We start from the raw sequence: 17,610 nt of genomic DNA, 5'->3' as shown, positions 1-17,610 counted from the left end.
CTCTCCAGCGCCTCCCTCTGCTGCACTTGATCCACATTCCTGCATTAGAAAACAGTAACAGAGTGCCATCACATAAGGCAGTCTGGGCGCTTCCTCTCACCGCCGCCGGACATTCACGCTGGTCGATGCGCTCTACCTCCACATCGGTCAGATAGAAGGCAACAAAGCCGGATCAGGGGCTGGCGATGACGCCTGTTTGCGAATGGTGGAACATCACCGAACCACGCATTCAGGTCGAGGAAGGCGTGGAGGCGCTCGTCGATCTCTCCCGCTAGGCGCGGCATCTGGCTCTTGAAGATGCTGCCCATGGCCTTGACCAGATGTCGACCGCGCGGGTCGAGGCGCCCTGGGCGTAGGCCTCCTGGATCACTGCCGCGAGCGCCTTCTCGGCGACGCGTCGCGCCCCCAAGGAAGGACGGGAAAGAGAACCGGCTTGGAGATTTTCTTTTGCGGTCCCCACAGCCCTTGGCAGCGCGGTAGCAACGAAAAAATTAATGGCCTGATCCCGCCAGTACGTGCCCAAGGGAACAGATTTGTCGGCGCACAGCCAAGAGGAACTGAATGCCATCGCGCCACAACTGAACATTCGACCGCGTAAGCGCTTCGACTTCAAGCGCCCCATCGAAGTTATGGTGAGGTGATGCAGAAGGCCATAGCTATGGGGCATGATGCGCCGGCTTCAATTCAATGAACGTGTTGTACTCAGCTCCTGCAACCGCCAAGGGTAATTCCGGCGAGATTTGCTCCTGCTTCTAAACCCTTAATGAGGGCTTGGAATCGGGAGCTGCGATAGGCGAGCGGCAACTCCTAGTCGGCTCCGGCCAGTTGCTAACTAACGGAGCATGTTGCGGTCACCACACGTGGTGACGTTCCCCACGTTGCAAAAACAGGGGTTCTTGCCCCCTCAAAATCAAGAAAAATAGACGGTTTCCACCCGGCCGCTGCGCTGGGTGGAGCCTCCGCGATTTTTCCTGATTTTTTCACGACCGCCTTAGTCGCCCTAGTCGGCAGGGGTTCATGCGCAGCGCAAGCGCAGAACCCTGAAGACGAAGGAGCGAAAGCCATGAGCGAACACATCAGGATCTACGTTGCCGACCTAGCCGCCTACAACGCCGGTCACCTGCATGGCGTCTGGCTCGACGCCACCCTGGAGCTGGACGACATCCAGGCGCAGGTCGACGCCATGCTGGCGGCTTCGCCGGTCGAGGGTGCGGAGGAATATGCCATTCACGACTTCGAGGGCTTCGAGGGCTACCGCATCGGCGAATACGACGGCCTCGAAAACGCCCATGAGATCGCGTGTTTCATCGAGGAGTACCCCGAATTCGGCGGTGCCCTGCTCGCTCATTTCAACGACCTGGAGCAAGCGCGCAAGGCGGCCGAGGAGGATTACTGCGGCTGCTACACCTCGCTGGCTGACTACGTCCAGGAGCTGACCGAGGAAACCAGCAGCATTCCGCCGCACCTGGTCATGTACATCGATTACCGCGCTATGGCCCGTGACATGGAATACAGCGGCGACGTATTCACTTTGGAGACCGGCTTCGAGCAGGTGCATGTGTTCTGGAATCGCTAGACCAGCGAAAGGCACCGGGGCTACCCGGTGCCCTGTTTTTTTGCGCCCCTGTCCTGCCGGCCACCCGCGCGCCCCACCCGCAAGGCTGATGCGCGGGGGCGCGCTTCCGGCGATCAGCCTGGAGCAACCGCGTTTTGCTGCCAGTTGATTGAGACCGTTACGGCCTTACGGTTTTGCCCAAATCCGTCGATCCGTATCCACGGATCTGTGAGGAAGCGGATTTACGTTTTTACGGATTTACGGAAACCCGCCGATGCGGTTGTCCGGTTTTGCAGAAAGCCGTAGAACCGAACCTTCGGAGACTGCAGCCACACACGCCATATGCCGCCCGTTGGGCGAGACTGCGAGACGCGAGTTCGCACACGAATAGGCCAGGGTCTACCAGTTAGGCCCGCCTGTTCACCCTTGAGCCACGCTCAACGACAGCGGCCAGAAACGCCTCCAGAGCCCCTTTGAACGCTCCAGCCGCTTTACCCCAACTGCGTCCTTTCCCAAGTCACCTGAAGCGCCTCAACGCGCTCCTGGACCGTTTCCGGCAAACGCGCACAGGCCCGGAGGGCAGCCATCGGCGCTAACGCCAGCACAAGGACGATGCACAGCAGATCTGTGACACCTATCCTGAGCGAAGTTATCTCGAGCCTGCCCGCACCCTGCTCCGGGATCGGCGCCAGCCCATGCCTAGAAAACCGCTGAAACATCTCAGCGCTTGCCCTCCAGGCGAACGGATCTCCGGCGCGTGCCGTAGACGGCACGGGGATAACTTCGGGAAAAGCTGTGAATGCAGTCGTGCTATCAGGCGCACGACTGCACGTGCTATCAGGCGCACCACTCTCGTGCTATCAGGCGCACAAACTTCTCTACAGGCCACGGCTGGCGGGCCTTTCAGCTCCCCTTAACTTAACTAACTTAAAAGCTCTAACTTGTTATTGGGGCAGCGCCTGTGTGTGGACAGGTGCTGATCGGGGCGGTTTGGCCAGGGAGACCCGGCCATGATCGTCGCCCTGCTCAACCAGAAAGGCGGGGCGGGCAAGACCACCCTCGCCACCCATATCGCCGGTGAACTGGCCCTGCGTGGAAAGAACGTCATCCTGCTCGATGCCGATCCACAGGGCTCGGCACTGGACTGGACACAACGGCGTAGCCAGCAAGGTTTGCCGCGATTGTTCAGTGCTGTCGGCCTGGCGCGCGAGACGCTGCACCAGGAAGCCCCAGAGCTAGCGCGTCGCGCCGATCACATCATCATCGACGGGCCACCGCGCATCGCCGCCCTCGCCCGCTCGGCGTTGCTGGCAGCAGATCGCGTATTGATCCCGGTACAGCCCAGCCCCTACGACCTGTGGGCCAGCGCGGAGATGGTCAACCTGATCCGCGAGGCGCAGGTGTTCAGGCCGACGCTGCGCGCGGCGTTCGCTATCAACCGCCGCGTCAGTACCACGGTGATTGGCCGCGAAGCGCGCGGGGCTTTGGCCGACCAACCGATGCTTGCACTGCAGGCCGAGGTACGCCAGCGCATCGTCTTCGCCGAGAGCGTGGCAGCCGGTCGCCTGGCACGTGAACTGGCGCCGGACAGTGCCGCCGCGCGGAAGGTCAGCAGCCTGGTGGACGAGTTGCTGAGGTGGTCGCCATGAGCGGCAAGCGCATCGGTATCGGTGCACGTCCACTGGCAAATCCACAGGCCGAAGCCTGGATACGCCAGGGCGTCGCCATCGATCAAGGCAAGGTCGAGCGCTACAGCGCCCGGCTGACGCTGGACGTGACGCCGGCGCTGCGCACACGGATCAAGCTGGCGGCCTTCGACCGTGGCGTGACGATGGCGGAGATGCTGCGCGAAGTGCTGAAACAGCAGGACAGGTCATGACGCCGGTGACTCACCAGGCATGGCGACCGCTGACACTGCCCTCAGGCAGCACATTCGCCCTGGGTTGGGCGGCGCTCACAACGTCGCCACCGCAGTTGGTCTACAACGCGTCCGACAGCGTGCCCGTCGGCTGGTATCGCACTTCGCCGGCCAACTCACTGGCGCTTGGCAATCTGATGCTGGTTCACCTACCACAATGGCTGCGCAGCACGGCCACCTGCCGGCGAATGCACCGCCATTGAAGACCGTGGCGGCGATGGTGCCACAACACATGTGCATGCAAGAGAGTCAGGTGCTGTGCACATCAATGGCGTCCTTATTGCCTGGCTCTTGCGCAGGGATCGACAGAGTCGCGCGCTGCTAGTCTGGCAGGCCTGTCGACGCCTGGTTGGCGATGAACTGCTCCTGCTCAGCAGCATCAACCCGAAGTCATTCGACAGCCGCCACTTCGTTCCGTTGTCTGTCGGCGCGGTGATCGTTCGGGCGCAGCTCTTGAGGTCAGACTCATGTCTGATGAGCTGTCGATTGTCGCGTCGATCTGGATGTCGATAGCGTGTGTTCAGCCTGCGCATTCAAGCACCGCGGCCCCGCGGATACCTCTGCCCTCGGCTACCACCCAGCGACTGCGAGATCCTTAGTATCCCCCAGCCTGATTACCCTGTTCAGGAGCACAAAGGCACGAAAAAAGCGGAGGGCAAGATAAAAGGAGGCGGCACTTCGTTGGCCTGGAAAGCAGTCTGCACGGGGGTTGGAGACGGCACCCAATCAATGCGTCTGCGTGCCGCCTACACCGCAAACCTGCGCCAGCACTGGCTCTGAAGCGTGCCTAACACGCCAAACTACGATCAGGCTGGAGGTTCTCTGAATGGTCTTGCATTGACGGTTAGCTGTCCGACCAGCTAGCCGATACGCACTGGATCACCGAGTGGCTCAATGCCATGGTCAAACTCGGCTCATCTTGGTTAAGCTGCCCTCACTTACGCACGATAAAGCCATACAGGGCTTATTAAGTGGGAACGCAACCGAAGGATCGATCATGGCGGCCAGCAGTAACTTTGCCTTTCTCCAGGAGCACGACCCCGTCTTCCTGCAGCTTGCGAGCACAGCCGAGCAGGTCTTCGCCAGCGACCCCAACACCACACTGATCAAACTGCGCCAACTCGGCGAAGCGTTGGCTCAGGACTTGGCCAGCCGCGCTGGTATCGAGTTCGATGCCACCACCACGCAGTCCGACCTACTCTACAAGCTCAGCCGCGAGATCCAGCTGGATCAGAACATCCGCAGCCTGTTCCATACCCTGCGCGTCGAGGGCAACCGAGCCACCCATGAGTTCCGCACCCAGCATCGCGAGGCAATGGATGGTTTGAAGGTCGCCCGCGCTCTGGCCATCTGGTATCACCAGTCGTTCGGCAAGAATGCTCATGCGTTCAAACCTGGCCCCTTCGTCACCCCCTCAGATCCCAGCGCACCGCTGCGCGATCTGCAAAGCCAGATCGAACAGCTCAAGACGCAGCTCAGCGAGTCCAGCCAGCAACTGGAGAGCAACCAGAAGCTGGCCGACCTGCTCAAGCAGGAGGCTGAAGAATACGCCGTGCTTGCCGAGCAGATGGATGCCGAATCACGCAGCCATAAGCAACTAGCAGCTGAACACGAAGCCGCGTTGCAAAAGCTGCGCAGTGAGCACGAAAAAAGCCTCAAAGCCCTGCAGCAACAACTGGCGGCCCAGCCACAAGCCAGCCAACAGGTCGCCAAGCTGACTCAGCAGGCCAGCAGCAGCTTCGATCTATCCGAGGACCTCACCCGCATCCTGATCGACCAGCAGTTGATCGACGCCGGCTGGGAAGCCGACTCTCTCGACCTCACCTACGGCAAGGGAGCGCGCCCGGAGAAGGGCAAGAACAAGGCCATCGCCGAGTGGCCCACCAGTAGCCCCAAAGCATGCGCCGACTACGTACTGTTCGCCGGTCTCACGCCCATCGCCATCGTTGAAGCCAAGCGTAAGCGCATCAATATCGCCGACCGCATCCCCCAAGCCGAGCGCTATGCCCGCGAGTTCAACTTGGCGGCCGAGCATCAACAGCCCTGGCTGCTGGCAGGTCAGACGCAGCCCTGGAACGATGGCCAGGGTGGTCACTTCCGCGTGCCCTTTGCCTTTGCCTGCAACGGCCGGCCCTTTATCAAGCAGCTCGCCGAACAGTCCGGAACCTGGTTCCGTGACCTACGTAGCCCGGCCAACACGCGCAGGCCGCTGCCTGATTTCCACACCCCGAATGACCTGCTCGACCTGCTCAAACGGAGCCAGGCAGACGCCGAGGCCAAGCTCAAGGCCGAAGGCTTCTCCTACCTCAAGCTGCGCGACTACCAGGAGAAAGCCATCCAGGCCGTGGAGCAGGCCCTGGCCAACAATCAGCGTGACTGCCTGCTGGCCATGGCCACCGGCACCGGTAAAACCCGCACCATCATTGGCCTGATGTACCGATTCCTGAAAGCCGAGCGCTTCAAACGCATCCTGTTTCTGGTCGACCGCAGCGCCCTCGGCCAACAGGCCATTGACTCGTTCAACGACACCACGCTTGAGCAGAACCACACCCTGGCGCAGATCTACGACATCAAAGAGTTGGGCGACATGGCCGCCGAGGCGGAGACCCGCGTCCAGGTCGCTACCGTGCAAGCCATGGTCAGCCGCATCTTCCGCTCGGATAACCCGCCGCCCGTGGGCGAATTCGACTGCATCATCGTTGACGAAGCCCACCGGGGTTATACCCTCGACCAGGAAATGACCGAAGGTGAGTTGGCCGTGCGTGATCACAGCCAGTACCTCTCGCAATACCGCCGCGTGCTCGACCACTTCGACGCCTGCCGCATCGGCCTCACCGCCACCCCGGCCAAGCACACCAGCGAAATTTTCGGCAAACCGGTATTCACCTACAGCTACCGCGAAGCAGTGGCCGACGCCTGGCTGGTGGATCACGAACCACCGATCCGCTATGAAACCCAGCTCAGCAAGCACGGTATCCGCTTCGAGAAAGGCGAGTCGGTCAGCGTCATCAACACCCAGACCGGCGAAGTCGACGTAGCCGAGCTGGAAGATGAACTCAACTTCAACATCGAGTCGTTCAACCGCCGCGTGATCACCCCAGCCTTCGACAAGGTCATCTGTGCTGAACTGGCCAAGGAGCTGGACCCCTTTGGCGAAGAGAAGACCATGATCTTCTGCGTCAACCAGGCCCACGCCGAACGGGTGAAGAACCTGCTCGACGATGCCTTCAAAGAGGCCTACGGCGAGCAATACAACGAAGCGGCCGTGCGCATCATCACCGGGCAAAGCGACAAGGTTGAGCAGCTTATTCGCCGCTACAAGAACGAGCCCAACCCCAATATCGCCATCACCGTCGACCTGCTCACCACCGGTATCGACGTACCGAAGATCTGCAACCTGGTCTTCATGCGCCGGGTGCGCTCACGCATCCTCTACGAGCAGATGAAAGGCCGTGCCACCCGCCGCTGCGACGACATCGGCAAAACCGTATTCCGCATCTACGACCCCGTCGATCTTTACGCCAGCCTGGAAGCGGTCGACACCATGAAACCCCTGGTGAAGAACCCCAACATCAGCCTGGAGCAACTGGTCAGCGAACTCACCAGCGGAGCCAGCCATGACGCCCCTGGCAGTCAGGACGACAGCAGCCACGCCCATGACGTGCTTGACCAGCTGAGCCAGCGCGTCATGCGCATCCTGCGCAAGGCCCAGCACAAGGCCGAGGACAAACCCACGCTGAAGCAAAAGCTCGATGAGCTGCAGGATGCCTGGGGGGTCGAACCTGCCCAACTGCACAAACACCTGCACGACCTTGGCCCGCAGCAAGCGGCCAACTTCGTCCGCCAACACAGCCAGTTGCTCAACCAGCTCGCTGCCGTCAGCGCCCTGCTCGGTTCGGAGAACTACCCGGTTATCTCCACCCACAGCGACGAACTGCTGCTGCGCGAGCAAAACTACGGACAAAACCAGAAGCCGGCTGACTACCTGGAAAGCTTCAACGACTTTATTCGCAGCCAACTCAACCAGTCAGCGGCCCTTGGCGTTGTGGTCAACCGCCCCAAGGATCTGACTCGCGAGCAACTGCGCGAAGTCCGCCTGCTGCTCGACCAGCACGGTTTCAGCGAAGCCAGCCTGAAAAGCGCCTGGCGCAACCAGACCAACCAGGAAATCGCCGCCAGCATCATCGGCTACATTCGCCAGGCGGCCATCGGCGAAGCCCTGCTGCCCTTCGACCAACGTGTGGCCAAGGCCATGCAGACTATCTACTCCCTGCAACCCTGGACGCCTGTGCAACGCAAATGGCTGGATCGCCTGGCCAAGCAACTGGTGCATGAAGTGGTCATTGATCCGCAGCAGGTCAACGATGCCTTCCGTAATGACGGCGGCCTCAAGGCGCTGGATCGCAACCTAGGCGGCAACCTGGATACAGTACTGGACACGCTCAACCAACATCTCTGGCCCCAGGCCAGCTAACCCAACGGCAAGGAAGTCCCCATGCAAAAGCTCCCCCAAACCCTAATTGGCAGCGTGCTGCTCGGTGCCTGCACCCTGGTTCAGGCGACCACCGTGGCTGAAGTGTTCAACGGCGAAATGCTCGGCACTAACCAGCGCTACTTCGAGTCCATTGCGGGCATTCCCCGCGAATCTTTTGGCGACGAGCACAAGTTCCGCGTTCAGGGCTGCAACATCACCGCCACCATTACTGAAGACACCGTCAGTGCGTTGCGCCTGGAACTAACCCCCCAGTGCCAAGCTGACCTGACCCAATTCGTTGGCGACTACGCTCCGGCCCCTGGCCAACCCCTGACTTTCGGTGCTTTTGAACAAGCCTCTGGCGGCGGCTTGAGCTACCACGCCGATTGCCTGAGCGGTTGCGGAAACTCATACGACCCATCCGTTTACGGCCACTGGGAAGGCCCGCGCGCTGTCGATTTTATGGAAGTGCTGCTGGAAGCCGTGCAGGTTGAGGACGCTGCCATTGAGGCCGCCGATATCTGGCGTAACCAGATGATCAAGACCATGGGCGAGGACTGGGTTATGGATGGCCAGTTCAACTGCAACCGCCAGTTCGACCCCGTTGCCCGCCAAGCCCTCAACGCTGTTCAGGTCACAGCCGTCACTGTCGGCCAGCAACTGCGGGTACCTGGCTGCTGAAACGAAACGCAGAGCCGGTTAGCCCACACAATCAGCTCACCCAATGAGCCGAATAAACCTGCTAATCGGCTCATTGGGTGAGCAACCCGTCGGCACCCCATCCTGCCCCCGGCCGCACAGCCTCCCCCGCTGCGGGAGCGCCAAGCACAACTCGCTCGCCTCGAAACGCTAAGACCCCTCTATTTTTAAGCTTGCTAAAAAATTAGTTAAAGCAAAGAATCGACAAAATTTCGTTAGAAGCCGAAGAATATGATCAAGTCCATCCGTATCTCGAACTTCTACAGCTTTGCTGACGAAACCGAAGTCGACTTCACCCTCGGCAAAAAACCCACTCCCTCCGGCTTCGATATCGACCTGGCTGATGGCAGCCGACTGAATAAAGTCATAGCGGTGGTTGGCGCCAATGGTTCAGGCAAGACACAGCTCATCAAGCCGCTGGCGTTTCTCGGTTGGTTTGTCTGTGATTCGTTTCTGGCTAACGACCCGGACAGCGCGATTCTCTACCGCCCTCATCGCCTGCTCGCCGCTGAAGAGACACGTATTGAAGTCGACTTCCTACTGGCCGGTGTCGAACATCGCTACCAGCTCGCCCTTCAGTCGGGGCAGGTGATCCGAGAAGTCCTGCTTCAACGAACCAGCAGCCAGTTCAGTTACCTGTTCCGCCGCGAGCGCAATGGCGAAGGCTTCAGCTTCAAGCAAAAAGGCTTTCCCTTCCCCAAGGCGCAGGCCGAAAGCATTCGTGCCAATGCGTCGCTGCTGGCCGCCGCCCACAGCTACGACATTCGCGAAGCAAGGCCTTTCATCGAGTATTTCGAGCGGGTGACCAGCAACGTCAACGCCATGGGCCGGCAGCATTTCCAGCATGGGGAGGTGTTTGTCGCTGCGCGGGATTATGAGCAGGCGCCGCAGATCAAGGCACGCATGGTAGAAGCCATGCGCGAGTTTGACCTTGGCTTGAGCGACATCGCCATTCGCCAGCGCGAAATCACCCGTGAAGATGGCAGCACAAGTACGCTGCATGAGCCCGTTGGACTGCACCGAAACAACGCTGGTTACGAGTTCGAGCTGAGCTTCTTTGACGAATCCAGCGGTACACAGTCCGCTTTCGTGCTGCTAGGGAAAATCCTGCATGCCTTGGAGTTTGGCGGTATCGCCGTTATCGATGAAATCGACAACGACCTGCACCCGCACCTGATGCCACGCATGCTCGACTGGTTCCGTTTCGAACACAGCAACCCGCATCAAGCCCAATTGATCTTCACCTGTCACACACCGGAGTTGCTCAACCATTTGCAGAAGCATCAGGTCTACCTCTGCGAGAAGCGTGACCAGTGCTCCGAAGCCTGGCGCCTGGATGAAGTTCAGGGCCTACGAGCCGACGACAACCTCTATGCCAAATACATGGCAGGTGCCCTCGGTGGGGTGCCGGATCTATGAAGCGAGCAGTGCGCAAGGCGCAGCGCAACCTTATGCGCAGCACCCTGCTAGTAGTGGGTGAAGGTGCGGATGACCGAGCCTTCATAAGCCATATGAAACAGCTCTACTGCCCACGCGACAGCGGCATCAGCGTCAAGGTCGAAGCAGGTGATGGCGGCTCACCGGGCAACGTCATCACCCACGCCATTCGCAAATACCAGGGCAAGGACTATGACCGACGCCTGTTCCTGCTGGATGCCGACCTGCCACCTGACGAAGCGGACTACAAACGCGCTGCCAAAGAGGGCTATGAAATCATTCTTTGGCAGCCACAATGCCTTGAAGGGGCTTTGCTCGATACGCTGGGGGAAGCGGTAGGCCAACATGAGAACAGCCAACAGCTGAAGGCTCGCCTGCATCCCCGCCTGGATGGCAGGCACACTGACGCCTCGGCCTACGCAACGCTCTTCACCCGACAGATACTGGATGCCGGACGCAATGCCGCCGTCACCCAGGTACGTACCGCACTGCAGCCCCCAGCGGGCAACTAAGGCTCATATGGCCATCCTTGAAAAGCCCTGCCTCGGCCACTACCCTCGGCAACCACATACCCGCCATGCCTCTGACTGCCCCGGCAGCCACGCACAAATCGTGCGGGTTTTTTATTTCTGCTAGGAAGCCCCATGACCAACTCCGACATCGTCCAGAAGCTCTGGAACCTCTGCGACGTGCTGCGCGACGACGGCATCAACTACAGCGACTACGTCACCGAACTGGTGCTGCTGCTGTTTATCAAGATGGAATTCGAACAGGCCCAGAGCGGCAACCAGTTCGAGCACAAGCTACCCGCAGGCGCACGCTGGCCGGATCTCACCGACAAATCCGGTCTCAACCTGCTCGACCACTATCGGCAGATGCTGCTGGATTTGGGCAAGAACAGCGACCCACTGATCGCCGCCATCTACGCCGATGCTCAAACGCGTCTGAAAGAGCCGCGCCACCTGGAGCAGTTGATCAAAAGCCTGGACGGCATCGACTGGTTCAGCGCTCGCCAGGATGGTCTCGGCGATCTGTACGAAGGCCTGCTGGAAAAGAACGCCAACGAAACCAAATCTGGCGCTGGCCAGTACTTCACCCCGCGCCCGCTGATCGACAGCATCATCAACTGCCTCAAGCCGCAGCCCGGTGAAACCATCCAGGACCCAGCCGCTGGCACCGCAGGCTTCCTGATTGCCGCCGACGCGTATATCAAGCGCCACACCGACGACCTCTACGACCTCGATGAGAAAGCCCGCAGCTTTCAGCGCAACAAGGCCTTTGTTGGCATCGAACTGGTGCCCGGCACTCGCCGCCTGGCCCTGATGAACACCCTGCTGCACGGCATGGAAGGCGACGAGGAAGGCGTGGTGCACCTCGGCAATGCCCTTGGCCAGGTCGGCGCCAGCCAGCCCAAGGTCGAGGTGATTCTCTCCAACCCGCCGTTCGGCACCGCCAAAGGCGGCGGCGGCCCAACCCGCGACGACCTCACCTACAAGACCAGCAACAAGCAGTTGGCCTTCCTGCAGCACATCTACCGTGGCCTCAAACCCGGTGGCCGGGCCGCCGTGGTACTGCCGGATAACGTGCTGTTCGAAGCCGGCGTCGGCACCGAGGTACGCCGCGACCTGATGGACAAGTGCAACCTGCACACCATCCTGCGCCTGCCCACCGGCATCTTCTATGCCCAGGGCGTGAAGACCAATGTGCTGTTCTTCCAGAAAGGCACTGCCGCCAACCCGCGACAGGAACAAGGCTGCACCCAGCGCGTATGGGTCTATGACCTGCGCAGCAATATGCCCACCTTCGGCAAACGCACGCCGTTCGGCGCTCAACACCTCAAGCCCTTCGAGGACGCTTACGGCGATGACCCCAACGGCAACAGCCCACGCGCCGAAAATGTCGAAGGTGTCGGCGAACTGAGCCGCTTCCGAGTGTTTACCCGCGAGCAGATCCGCGAGCGTGGCGACTCCCTGGACATCAGCTGGCTAAAGGATGCCGATAGCCTGGATGCGGCCGATTTGCCCGCCCCGGAAGTGCTGGCCGGCGAAGCCATGGCCGAACTGACCGAAGCCCTGCACGAGCTGGAAGAGCTGATGAAAGCGCTGGGTGCCGGCGATGAAGTGGCGGCGCAGAAGCAACTGATGGCGGAGGTGATGGGGCTTTCAGTGGTTCAGGAGGCGGGGGATGAGTGAGTTGCCAGAGGGGTGGGTTCAATGCTCACTCGGTGAGATCGCAACGTGGGGATCAGGCGGAACTCCTTCGCGCAGTGAGTCGAACTTCTACGGTGGTTCAATACCCTGGATTAAAAGTGGCGAGCTAAATGCTCGCTACGTGAAAAGCACTGAAGAGAACATCACTGAAGCTGCCGTGAGTGGATCCAGCGCCAAAATCTTTCCTGCGGGCTCAGTAGCCATTGCTATGTACGGAGCCACAATCGGAAAAACGGCCATTCTTGGAGTGGATGCTGCAACGAACCAAGCCTGTGCTGTGGGTGCTCCAATCGAAGGTTTGACCTCTTCAGAGTTCCTATACCGACTGCTGCAGAACGAAAAAGATGCGTTCATCAAGAAAGGGAAAGGAGGGGCTCAACCAAATATTTCACAAGCGGTGATAAAAGCGCATGAAGTGAGCCTTCCACCGCTCGCCGAACAAACCCGCATCACCACCAAGCTGGATGAACTACTGACCCAGGTCGACACCCTCAAAGTCCGCATCGACAGCATCCCCGCACTGCTCAAACGCTTCCGCCAATCCGTCCTCGCCGCAGCGGCTTCTGGGAGGTTGACGGAGGAGTGGCGCTCAAATGGCGTCTCCATTGATAACGGCTATGTACTGCACCGCCAAATTAAAGAGGCTCATGCAGCGGAAGGTGGGCATGCCCGTGGCAATGCCTCCGACCCAACAGAGGAAGCCCATGATCTAAGCCCGGAGGATTTACCGGAGACTTGGGATATAGCCGAACTACGTGACATTTGTGTCCCAGGACGACCGATCACGTACGGCATTCTGAAGCCGGGCCCAGAGTTGGACGAGGGAATTCCGTATATCCGAGTTGCGGACTTCCCAGGCAACAAACTCAACATGGCAAACATCAAAAAGACCAGCTCAGAAATTGATGAGCAGTTCAAGCGAGCGCGTCTTATGGAGGGAGACCTGCTGTTATCCATTCGAGGTAGTGTGGGGCGTCTGATCAAAATTCCAGCGAACCTTGAAGGTGCGAATATCACGCAGGATACGGCCCGCCTATCAATATCACCGCTAGTTTCAGCTGACTTCGTCTATTGGGCATTGCTGGCGGACTCAACACAGCGCCGAATGAAAAACGCCACCCGTGGTGTAGCCGTTCGCGGCATAAACATCGGGGATGTGAGAGCCCTCCAAATTCCATTGCCACCTCGCGTCGAACAGACCGAAATCGTCCGCCGCGTCGAGCAGCTGTTTGCCTTCGCCGACCAACTGGAAGCCAAGGTCGCCTCAGCCAAAAGCCGTATCGACCATCTGACCCAAAGCATCTTGGCCAAAGCCTTCCGTGGTGAACTGGTGCCGCAAGACCCGAGCGACGAACCGGCCAGCGTGCTGCTGGAACGCATCCAAGCCCAACGCGCTGCCGCCCCCAAGGCCAAGCGCGGCAGAAAGGCTTCGGCATAAACAAGGTAAGGACTTGAAATAGGTTTGGGGTTCGTTATGGTGCCCTTCATAGCCAAACATGAGAGGTCAGCATATATGAACCCTAAATTTTTCCTGTAGCACTTCTGGCCCTGGTCTTGACCACTACACGGAGCAGCATCTGCACCAGGCTACGCCACAGCATGTTGTTCCGATAAATACCGGCATCCACCATCTCCCCATGGAGCGTAATCATGGAGATAGAGATGGATACTTCTTCGCGTACAACCGAGAGTTTTGATACCGACTCTGATCAGTCCCTCCCCTTACCGGGCACGGAAGCCTACGAGTCGCTTCCGCAGTTCCCGAAGGGCAGTCCTCTGCCCTTCCGGCGCACGATTCGCAAGCATGAGCTAAGACAGATCGTGCCCCTGGCTGAATCAACGATCTACGAGATGGAGCGTCGTGGCGAGTTCCCCAGGCGCTTCAACCTCACACCACGTTGCGTGGTCTGGGACCTGGCCGAGGTAGAAGCCTGGATCGAGGAGCGCAAGCGGGCGCCTCGGGTCAATATCAGCAAGCCGGATGTTTACCTCAGGAAAACCCGCCCTGTCCGGGCGGGCTCAAGCCAAACATGAAGTCGGCGCCGGCCTCATCCGACAAGGGCCTGAAGTTCCTTGGAGGTCGGGCGAGTGAGTCGTCGTTCTTCCTTGGCTAGATTGACCTGCAGGGCCACCTGAGCCACGTCCAAGACACCGCCAGGCAGCAAATAGCTGCCTTTGGCCTGCAGCCAGGTCAGCACGTCCGCCAGGTGCCAGATCGATGCACTGCCCTCATGCACCGGCGCAGGGAAACTGCCCGGATAAGCCAGCATCAGCTTGCGCATGTTCTGGCGCGATACGCCGACGATCTCCGCCACATCGGTGAGACCGACCAGATCCGGCGCCACCTCGATCAGCCTTGCCGACGGTACCGCACTGCGCACGTCGGCCAGTGCGCTGCACACAGCCGCCTCAGCATTCTCCGCTTCACGGGTGAACTCCAGCGCCAGTCGGCCTGGCTGACCAATGCCGATCAAGGCATCGTCGCAGCCGGCCTCGCCGAGGCGCTCGACCAACGCTTCCGGGTCACGGTCATCGTCGGCCAGTTGGTATTTCAGTGTGAAGATGTATTCCATAGCGCTACTCCTCTGCGCCTTCAGCGGTCTGCCGCTGTTTACGGTGCGTGGTGCAGTTGTCGACGACGCGCCGAAGGGCACGCGCATGGTTGCCTGGGTTCTTCGGTGTACTCCACACACTGGTGATGCAGAACTCGCCGCAGCGGCACTCTTCATCGTTGTAGGGACAATAGATTCGTCCCCAAGCGTGGCTACCACCCAGCTCTATGCGCCAGCCCTGCTCTTCGGCATGCCTGAGTGCTTCTTCGACCTCTTTCTTCGAGTGAGAAGGACGGGTCATCAGTGATCTCCAGTATTCGCATGATCGGCAAGGTTGTCAACTGACAACCTTTCGCTTTCCTTAAACCGTGGCACTCAACACCGGCACTACAACGCTGTCCGGCAGCAGCTTGGGAACATGAGTGCGGCCGTCGATCCAAGCGTCGATCATGTCCGCCCACTCCTGCAGCATGTGCCGGCGCTGCTCCGCGTACTCGGCCTTGTTGTAGACCGAGCGCGAGGAGCGACCATCCTCGTGAGCCAGGCATTTCTCGATCCAATCGCCGTTGAAGCCCACCTCGTTGAGTAGCGTGGAACCCGTCCTGCGCAGGTCGTGGACGGTGAACGGCTCCAACGGCAGGCCTGCTTCCTTCGCACGTGAGGCAATGAGCTGGGTGATGCGGTTCAGGGTGGCGTGCGACATGCAGCGGTAGATGTCATAGCGCGAGGGCAACACATAGCGGGAACCGGCCGCACAGGTGTGCAGGGCCACGAAGATATCCAAGGCCTGGCGCGACAAGTAGACAACGTGCGGGTTACGCCCCTTCATCCGCTCCTTGGAGATCGTCCAGGTGGCATTCTCGAAGTCCACCTCGTCCCAGGTCGCCTCGATCAACTCGCTCTTGCGAACCAAGGTCAGCAGCACCAGCCGCAAGGCCAGCTTGATCGTGGGATACGCGGCGATAGTCTCCAGTTGGTGGAAGGCCAGCCGAATTTCGGTCGGGCTCAGCGCCCGGTCCTTCGGCGCGAAAATAGCGATGGAAGACGCCTTAACGTCGTCAGCCGGATTCTCGACCTTCTCGCCATGCAGGATCGCGAACGCATAGACCTGTTTTACGATGTCGCGAATATGGACCGCAGTTGCCGGTGCCCCGCGAGCCTTCACCTTGGCACATAGGGCTCGCAGATCGTCAGGGGTGATTTCGGTCAGCAGCCGATTTTCGAAGACCGGCAGGATGTCGCGGTCGATGATGCTTCTACGCATCGCGCGAGTGCTGTCCGCCATGCGCGCACCGGCCAACCACTTCGTCAGCGTTTCACCGAAATTCTTGGCAGCGTTCAGGCGCCGCTTAGCGCGCTGCTTCTCCAGGGAGGGAGACTTGCCCAGAGCGACCATGCGCTTGGCATCGAGCAGCTTCTCGCGAGCCATGGCCAGGGAAATGCCAGTTGGCCCATAGCGCCCGATGGTCAGCGTTTCTCTGCGTCCATTGAGACGGTAGTCGTAGCGAAAGGTGACGGTACCGGTAGGCGATACCGTCACGTACATACCATCGCGGTCGGAAGCCTTGTACAGCTTGGACTTGGGCTTGAGATTGCGCAGTTTGGTATCAGTAAGCATCGAGGTTTTTACTCCTGTTCATGACGGCTTTTACCGTCAAGGGTCAGGAGACCTGTTGATGCCGGGAAAGCCGCACAGGGCAAGCTTTCCCAAGGAGCGATTTACCGTCAAAGACCGGTTTTGACCGGATAGTAAACAGAACGGTCTCAATCCGACCGCTGTTTACTACCGTCACCGCTACCGCCAATCCGTTCTGCTGATCGGCGATAGGCCTCGATAACCATTGCAACGAATTTTCTTTTAAATCAACACGTTGCAATTGGCTATCGATACATCTCAATGAGCCCAGAAGGACCCTACATCACTCCCACTCGATGGTCGCAGGCGGCTTGCTCGACACGTCGTAGGTGACGCGGGAGATGCCGTCGATCTCGTTGATGATCCGGCCGCTGACGGTTTCCAGCAGCTCGTAGGGCAGGTGCGCCCAGCGAGCGGTCATGAAGTCCACGGTTTCCACGGCGCGCAGGGCGACGACCCAGGCGTAGCGGCGACCGTCACCGACCACGCCGACCGATTTCACCGGCTGGAACACCACGAACGCCTGGCTGGTCTTGTGGTACCAGTCGGCCTTGCGCAGCTCTTCGATGAAGATGTGATCGGCGCGGCGCAGGATGTCGGCGTATTCCTTCTTCACCTCGCCGAGGATGCGCACACCCAGGCCAGGGCCCGGGAACGGGTGGCGGTAGACCATGTCGTAGGGCAGGCCCAGCTCCAGGCCGATCTTGCGCACTTCGTCCTTGAACAGTTCACGCAGCGGTTCTACCAGCTTGAGGTTCATCTCCTCCGGCAGGCCACCGACGTTGTGGTGCGATTTGATCACGTGGGCCTTGCCGCTCTTGGCGCCAGCCGACTCGATCACGTCCGGGTAGATGGTGCCCTGGGCGAGGAACTGGATGTTGTCCAGCTTGCTGGCCTCGGCATCGAACACGTCGATGAAGGTGCGTCCGATGATCTTGCGCTTCTTCTCTGGATCCGCTTCGCCGGCCAGGTTGCCGAGGAACTGTTCTTCGGCGTTGGCACGGATGACCTTGACGCCCATGTTCTCGGCGAACATGGCCATGACCTGGTCACCTTCGTGCAGGCGCAGCAGGCCGTTGTCGACGAACACGCAGGTCAGCTGCGGGCCGATGGCCTTGTGCAGCAGCGC

Annotated in this window: 15 protein-coding genes and 2 pseudogenes; 12 read left to right on the top strand and 5 right to left on the bottom strand. The window is 59.9% G+C overall.

The genetic code is table 11. From position 1 onward, the window contains the following. Window positions 1-236: 236 nt before the first annotated feature. A pseudogene (locus B3P22_RS15805) lies at window positions 237-439 on the bottom strand (transposase); the annotation flags it as partial. Between B3P22_RS15805 and B3P22_RS15800 the strand changes: the two are divergent. From B3P22_RS15800 to B3P22_RS15745, 12 genes and pseudogenes are all read left to right on the top strand, one after another. Next, window positions 422-691 (top strand): annotated as a pseudogene (locus tag B3P22_RS15800) (IS30 family transposase); the annotation flags it as partial. The pseudogenes B3P22_RS15805 and B3P22_RS15800 sit on opposite strands and share 18 nt — an antisense overlap. 372 nt (window positions 692-1,063) lie before the next feature. Further along, window positions 1,064-1,576: an antirestriction protein ArdA gene (locus B3P22_RS15795; RefSeq protein ID WP_296271641.1), complete on the top strand. Its 513-nt coding sequence runs from the start codon at window positions 1,064-1,066 to the stop codon at window positions 1,574-1,576. Between the two features lie 989 nt (window positions 1,577-2,565). Then, complete coding sequence (gene parA, locus B3P22_RS15790) at window positions 2,566-3,204, top strand: ParA family partition ATPase (protein WP_296271640.1); 639 nt, start codon at window positions 2,566-2,568, stop codon at window positions 3,202-3,204. Next, on the top strand, window positions 3,201-3,434 hold the full coding sequence (locus B3P22_RS15785; RefSeq protein WP_296271639.1) for a hypothetical protein: 234 nt from the start codon (window positions 3,201-3,203) through the stop codon (window positions 3,432-3,434). Before parA ends, B3P22_RS15785 begins: the two co-directional genes overlap by 4 nt. Further along, window positions 3,431-3,676: a hypothetical protein gene (locus B3P22_RS15780; protein ID WP_296271638.1), complete on the top strand. Its 246-nt coding sequence runs from the start codon at window positions 3,431-3,433 to the stop codon at window positions 3,674-3,676. Before B3P22_RS15785 ends, B3P22_RS15780 begins: the two co-directional genes overlap by 4 nt. Window positions 3,677-4,470: 794 nt before the next feature. After that, window positions 4,471-7,947, top strand: coding sequence for a type I restriction-modification system endonuclease (gene hsdR, locus B3P22_RS15775; RefSeq protein ID WP_296271637.1), 3,477 nt, complete (start codon window positions 4,471-4,473; stop codon window positions 7,945-7,947). Window positions 7,948-7,968: 21 nt separating this feature from the next. Beyond that, window positions 7,969-8,628 carry a hypothetical protein gene (locus B3P22_RS15770; RefSeq protein WP_296271636.1) on the top strand — a complete coding sequence of 220 codons (660 nt, stop codon included), beginning with the start codon at window positions 7,969-7,971 and terminating at the stop codon, window positions 8,626-8,628. 249 nt (window positions 8,629-8,877) lie between these two features. Continuing rightward, window positions 8,878-10,065 (top strand): AAA family ATPase, encoded by a 1,188-nt coding sequence (locus tag B3P22_RS15765; protein WP_296271635.1) that lies wholly within the window; start codon window positions 8,878-8,880, stop codon window positions 10,063-10,065. Further along, a complete protein-coding gene (locus B3P22_RS15760; protein ID WP_296271634.1) occupies window positions 10,062-10,595 on the top strand; it encodes a hypothetical protein in 534 nt (177 codons plus the stop codon). Before B3P22_RS15765 ends, B3P22_RS15760 begins: the two co-directional genes overlap by 4 nt. Window positions 10,596-10,727: 132 nt before the next feature. Beyond that, entirely contained in the window at window positions 10,728-12,275 is a 1,548-nt protein-coding gene (locus tag B3P22_RS15755) for an HsdM family class I SAM-dependent methyltransferase (protein ID WP_296271633.1), read from the top strand. Further along, window positions 12,268-13,731: a restriction endonuclease subunit S gene (locus B3P22_RS15750; RefSeq protein ID WP_296271632.1), complete on the top strand. Its 1,464-nt coding sequence runs from the start codon at window positions 12,268-12,270 to the stop codon at window positions 13,729-13,731. The genes B3P22_RS15755 and B3P22_RS15750 overlap by 8 nt, the downstream gene beginning before the upstream one ends. 212 nt (window positions 13,732-13,943) lie before the next feature. Beyond that, window positions 13,944-14,327 carry an AlpA family phage regulatory protein gene (locus B3P22_RS15745; protein ID WP_349681635.1) on the top strand — a complete coding sequence of 128 codons (384 nt, stop codon included), beginning with the start codon at window positions 13,944-13,946 and terminating at the stop codon, window positions 14,325-14,327. A gap of 14 nt (window positions 14,328-14,341) precedes the next feature. Here B3P22_RS15745 and B3P22_RS15740 read toward each other — a convergent pair whose 3' ends face one another. From B3P22_RS15740 to guaA, 4 genes are all read right to left on the bottom strand, one after another. Further along, the gene (locus tag B3P22_RS15740; RefSeq protein WP_296271631.1) at window positions 14,342-14,866 is read right to left on the bottom strand and encodes a helix-turn-helix transcriptional regulator; all 525 of its coding nucleotides are present in this window, start codon (window positions 14,864-14,866) and stop codon (window positions 14,342-14,344) included. 4 nt (window positions 14,867-14,870) lie between these two features. Continuing rightward, window positions 14,871-15,146 (bottom strand): hypothetical protein, encoded by a 276-nt coding sequence (locus tag B3P22_RS15735; protein ID WP_012019489.1) that lies wholly within the window; start codon window positions 15,144-15,146, stop codon window positions 14,871-14,873. A gap of 60 nt (window positions 15,147-15,206) precedes the next feature. Beyond that, the gene (locus B3P22_RS15730) at window positions 15,207-16,463 is read right to left on the bottom strand and encodes a site-specific integrase (RefSeq protein WP_296271630.1); all 1,257 of its coding nucleotides are present in this window, start codon (window positions 16,461-16,463) and stop codon (window positions 15,207-15,209) included. Window positions 16,464-16,764: 301 nt separating this feature from the next. Beyond that, window positions 16,765-17,610, bottom strand: an 846-nt coding sequence (gene guaA / locus B3P22_RS15725) for a glutamine-hydrolyzing GMP synthase (protein WP_296271629.1), incomplete at its 5' end; no start/stop codon positions are given.

It is taken from the genome of Pseudomonas sp. UBA6323, assembly GCF_002439135.1.
In the GTDB taxonomy this organism is placed as follows: Bacteria; Pseudomonadota; Gammaproteobacteria; order Pseudomonadales; family Pseudomonadaceae; genus Aquipseudomonas.
This window is presented reverse-complemented; position numbering and strand designations above follow the sequence as displayed.

Coding starts and splice junctions, on each gene's coding strand:
- parA (WP_296271640.1), top strand. CDS start 2,566: ATGATCGTCGCCCTGCTCAACCAGAAAGGCGGGGCGGGCAAGACCACC.
- B3P22_RS15760 (WP_296271634.1), top strand. CDS start 10,062: ATGAAGCGAGCAGTGCGCAAGGCGCAGCGCAACCTTATGCGCAGCACC.
- B3P22_RS15770 (WP_296271636.1), top strand. CDS start 7,969: ATGCAAAAGCTCCCCCAAACCCTAATTGGCAGCGTGCTGCTCGGTGCC.
- B3P22_RS15750 (WP_296271632.1), top strand. CDS start 12,268: ATGAGTGAGTTGCCAGAGGGGTGGGTTCAATGCTCACTCGGTGAGATC.
- hsdR (WP_296271637.1), top strand. CDS start 4,471: ATGGCGGCCAGCAGTAACTTTGCCTTTCTCCAGGAGCACGACCCCGTC.
- B3P22_RS15780 (WP_296271638.1), top strand. CDS start 3,431: ATGACGCCGGTGACTCACCAGGCATGGCGACCGCTGACACTGCCCTCA.
- B3P22_RS15765 (WP_296271635.1), top strand. CDS start 8,878: ATGATCAAGTCCATCCGTATCTCGAACTTCTACAGCTTTGCTGACGAA.
- B3P22_RS15735 (WP_012019489.1), bottom strand. CDS start 15,146: ATGACCCGTCCTTCTCACTCGAAGAAAGAGGTCGAAGAAGCACTCAGG.
- B3P22_RS15730 (WP_296271630.1), bottom strand. CDS start 16,463: ATGCTTACTGATACCAAACTGCGCAATCTCAAGCCCAAGTCCAAGCTG.
- B3P22_RS15740 (WP_296271631.1), bottom strand. CDS start 14,866: ATGGAATACATCTTCACACTGAAATACCAACTGGCCGACGATGACCGT.
- B3P22_RS15745 (WP_349681635.1), top strand. CDS start 13,944: ATGGAGATAGAGATGGATACTTCTTCGCGTACAACCGAGAGTTTTGAT.
- B3P22_RS15785 (WP_296271639.1), top strand. CDS start 3,201: ATGAGCGGCAAGCGCATCGGTATCGGTGCACGTCCACTGGCAAATCCA.
- B3P22_RS15795 (WP_296271641.1), top strand. CDS start 1,064: ATGAGCGAACACATCAGGATCTACGTTGCCGACCTAGCCGCCTACAAC.
- B3P22_RS15755 (WP_296271633.1), top strand. CDS start 10,728: ATGACCAACTCCGACATCGTCCAGAAGCTCTGGAACCTCTGCGACGTG.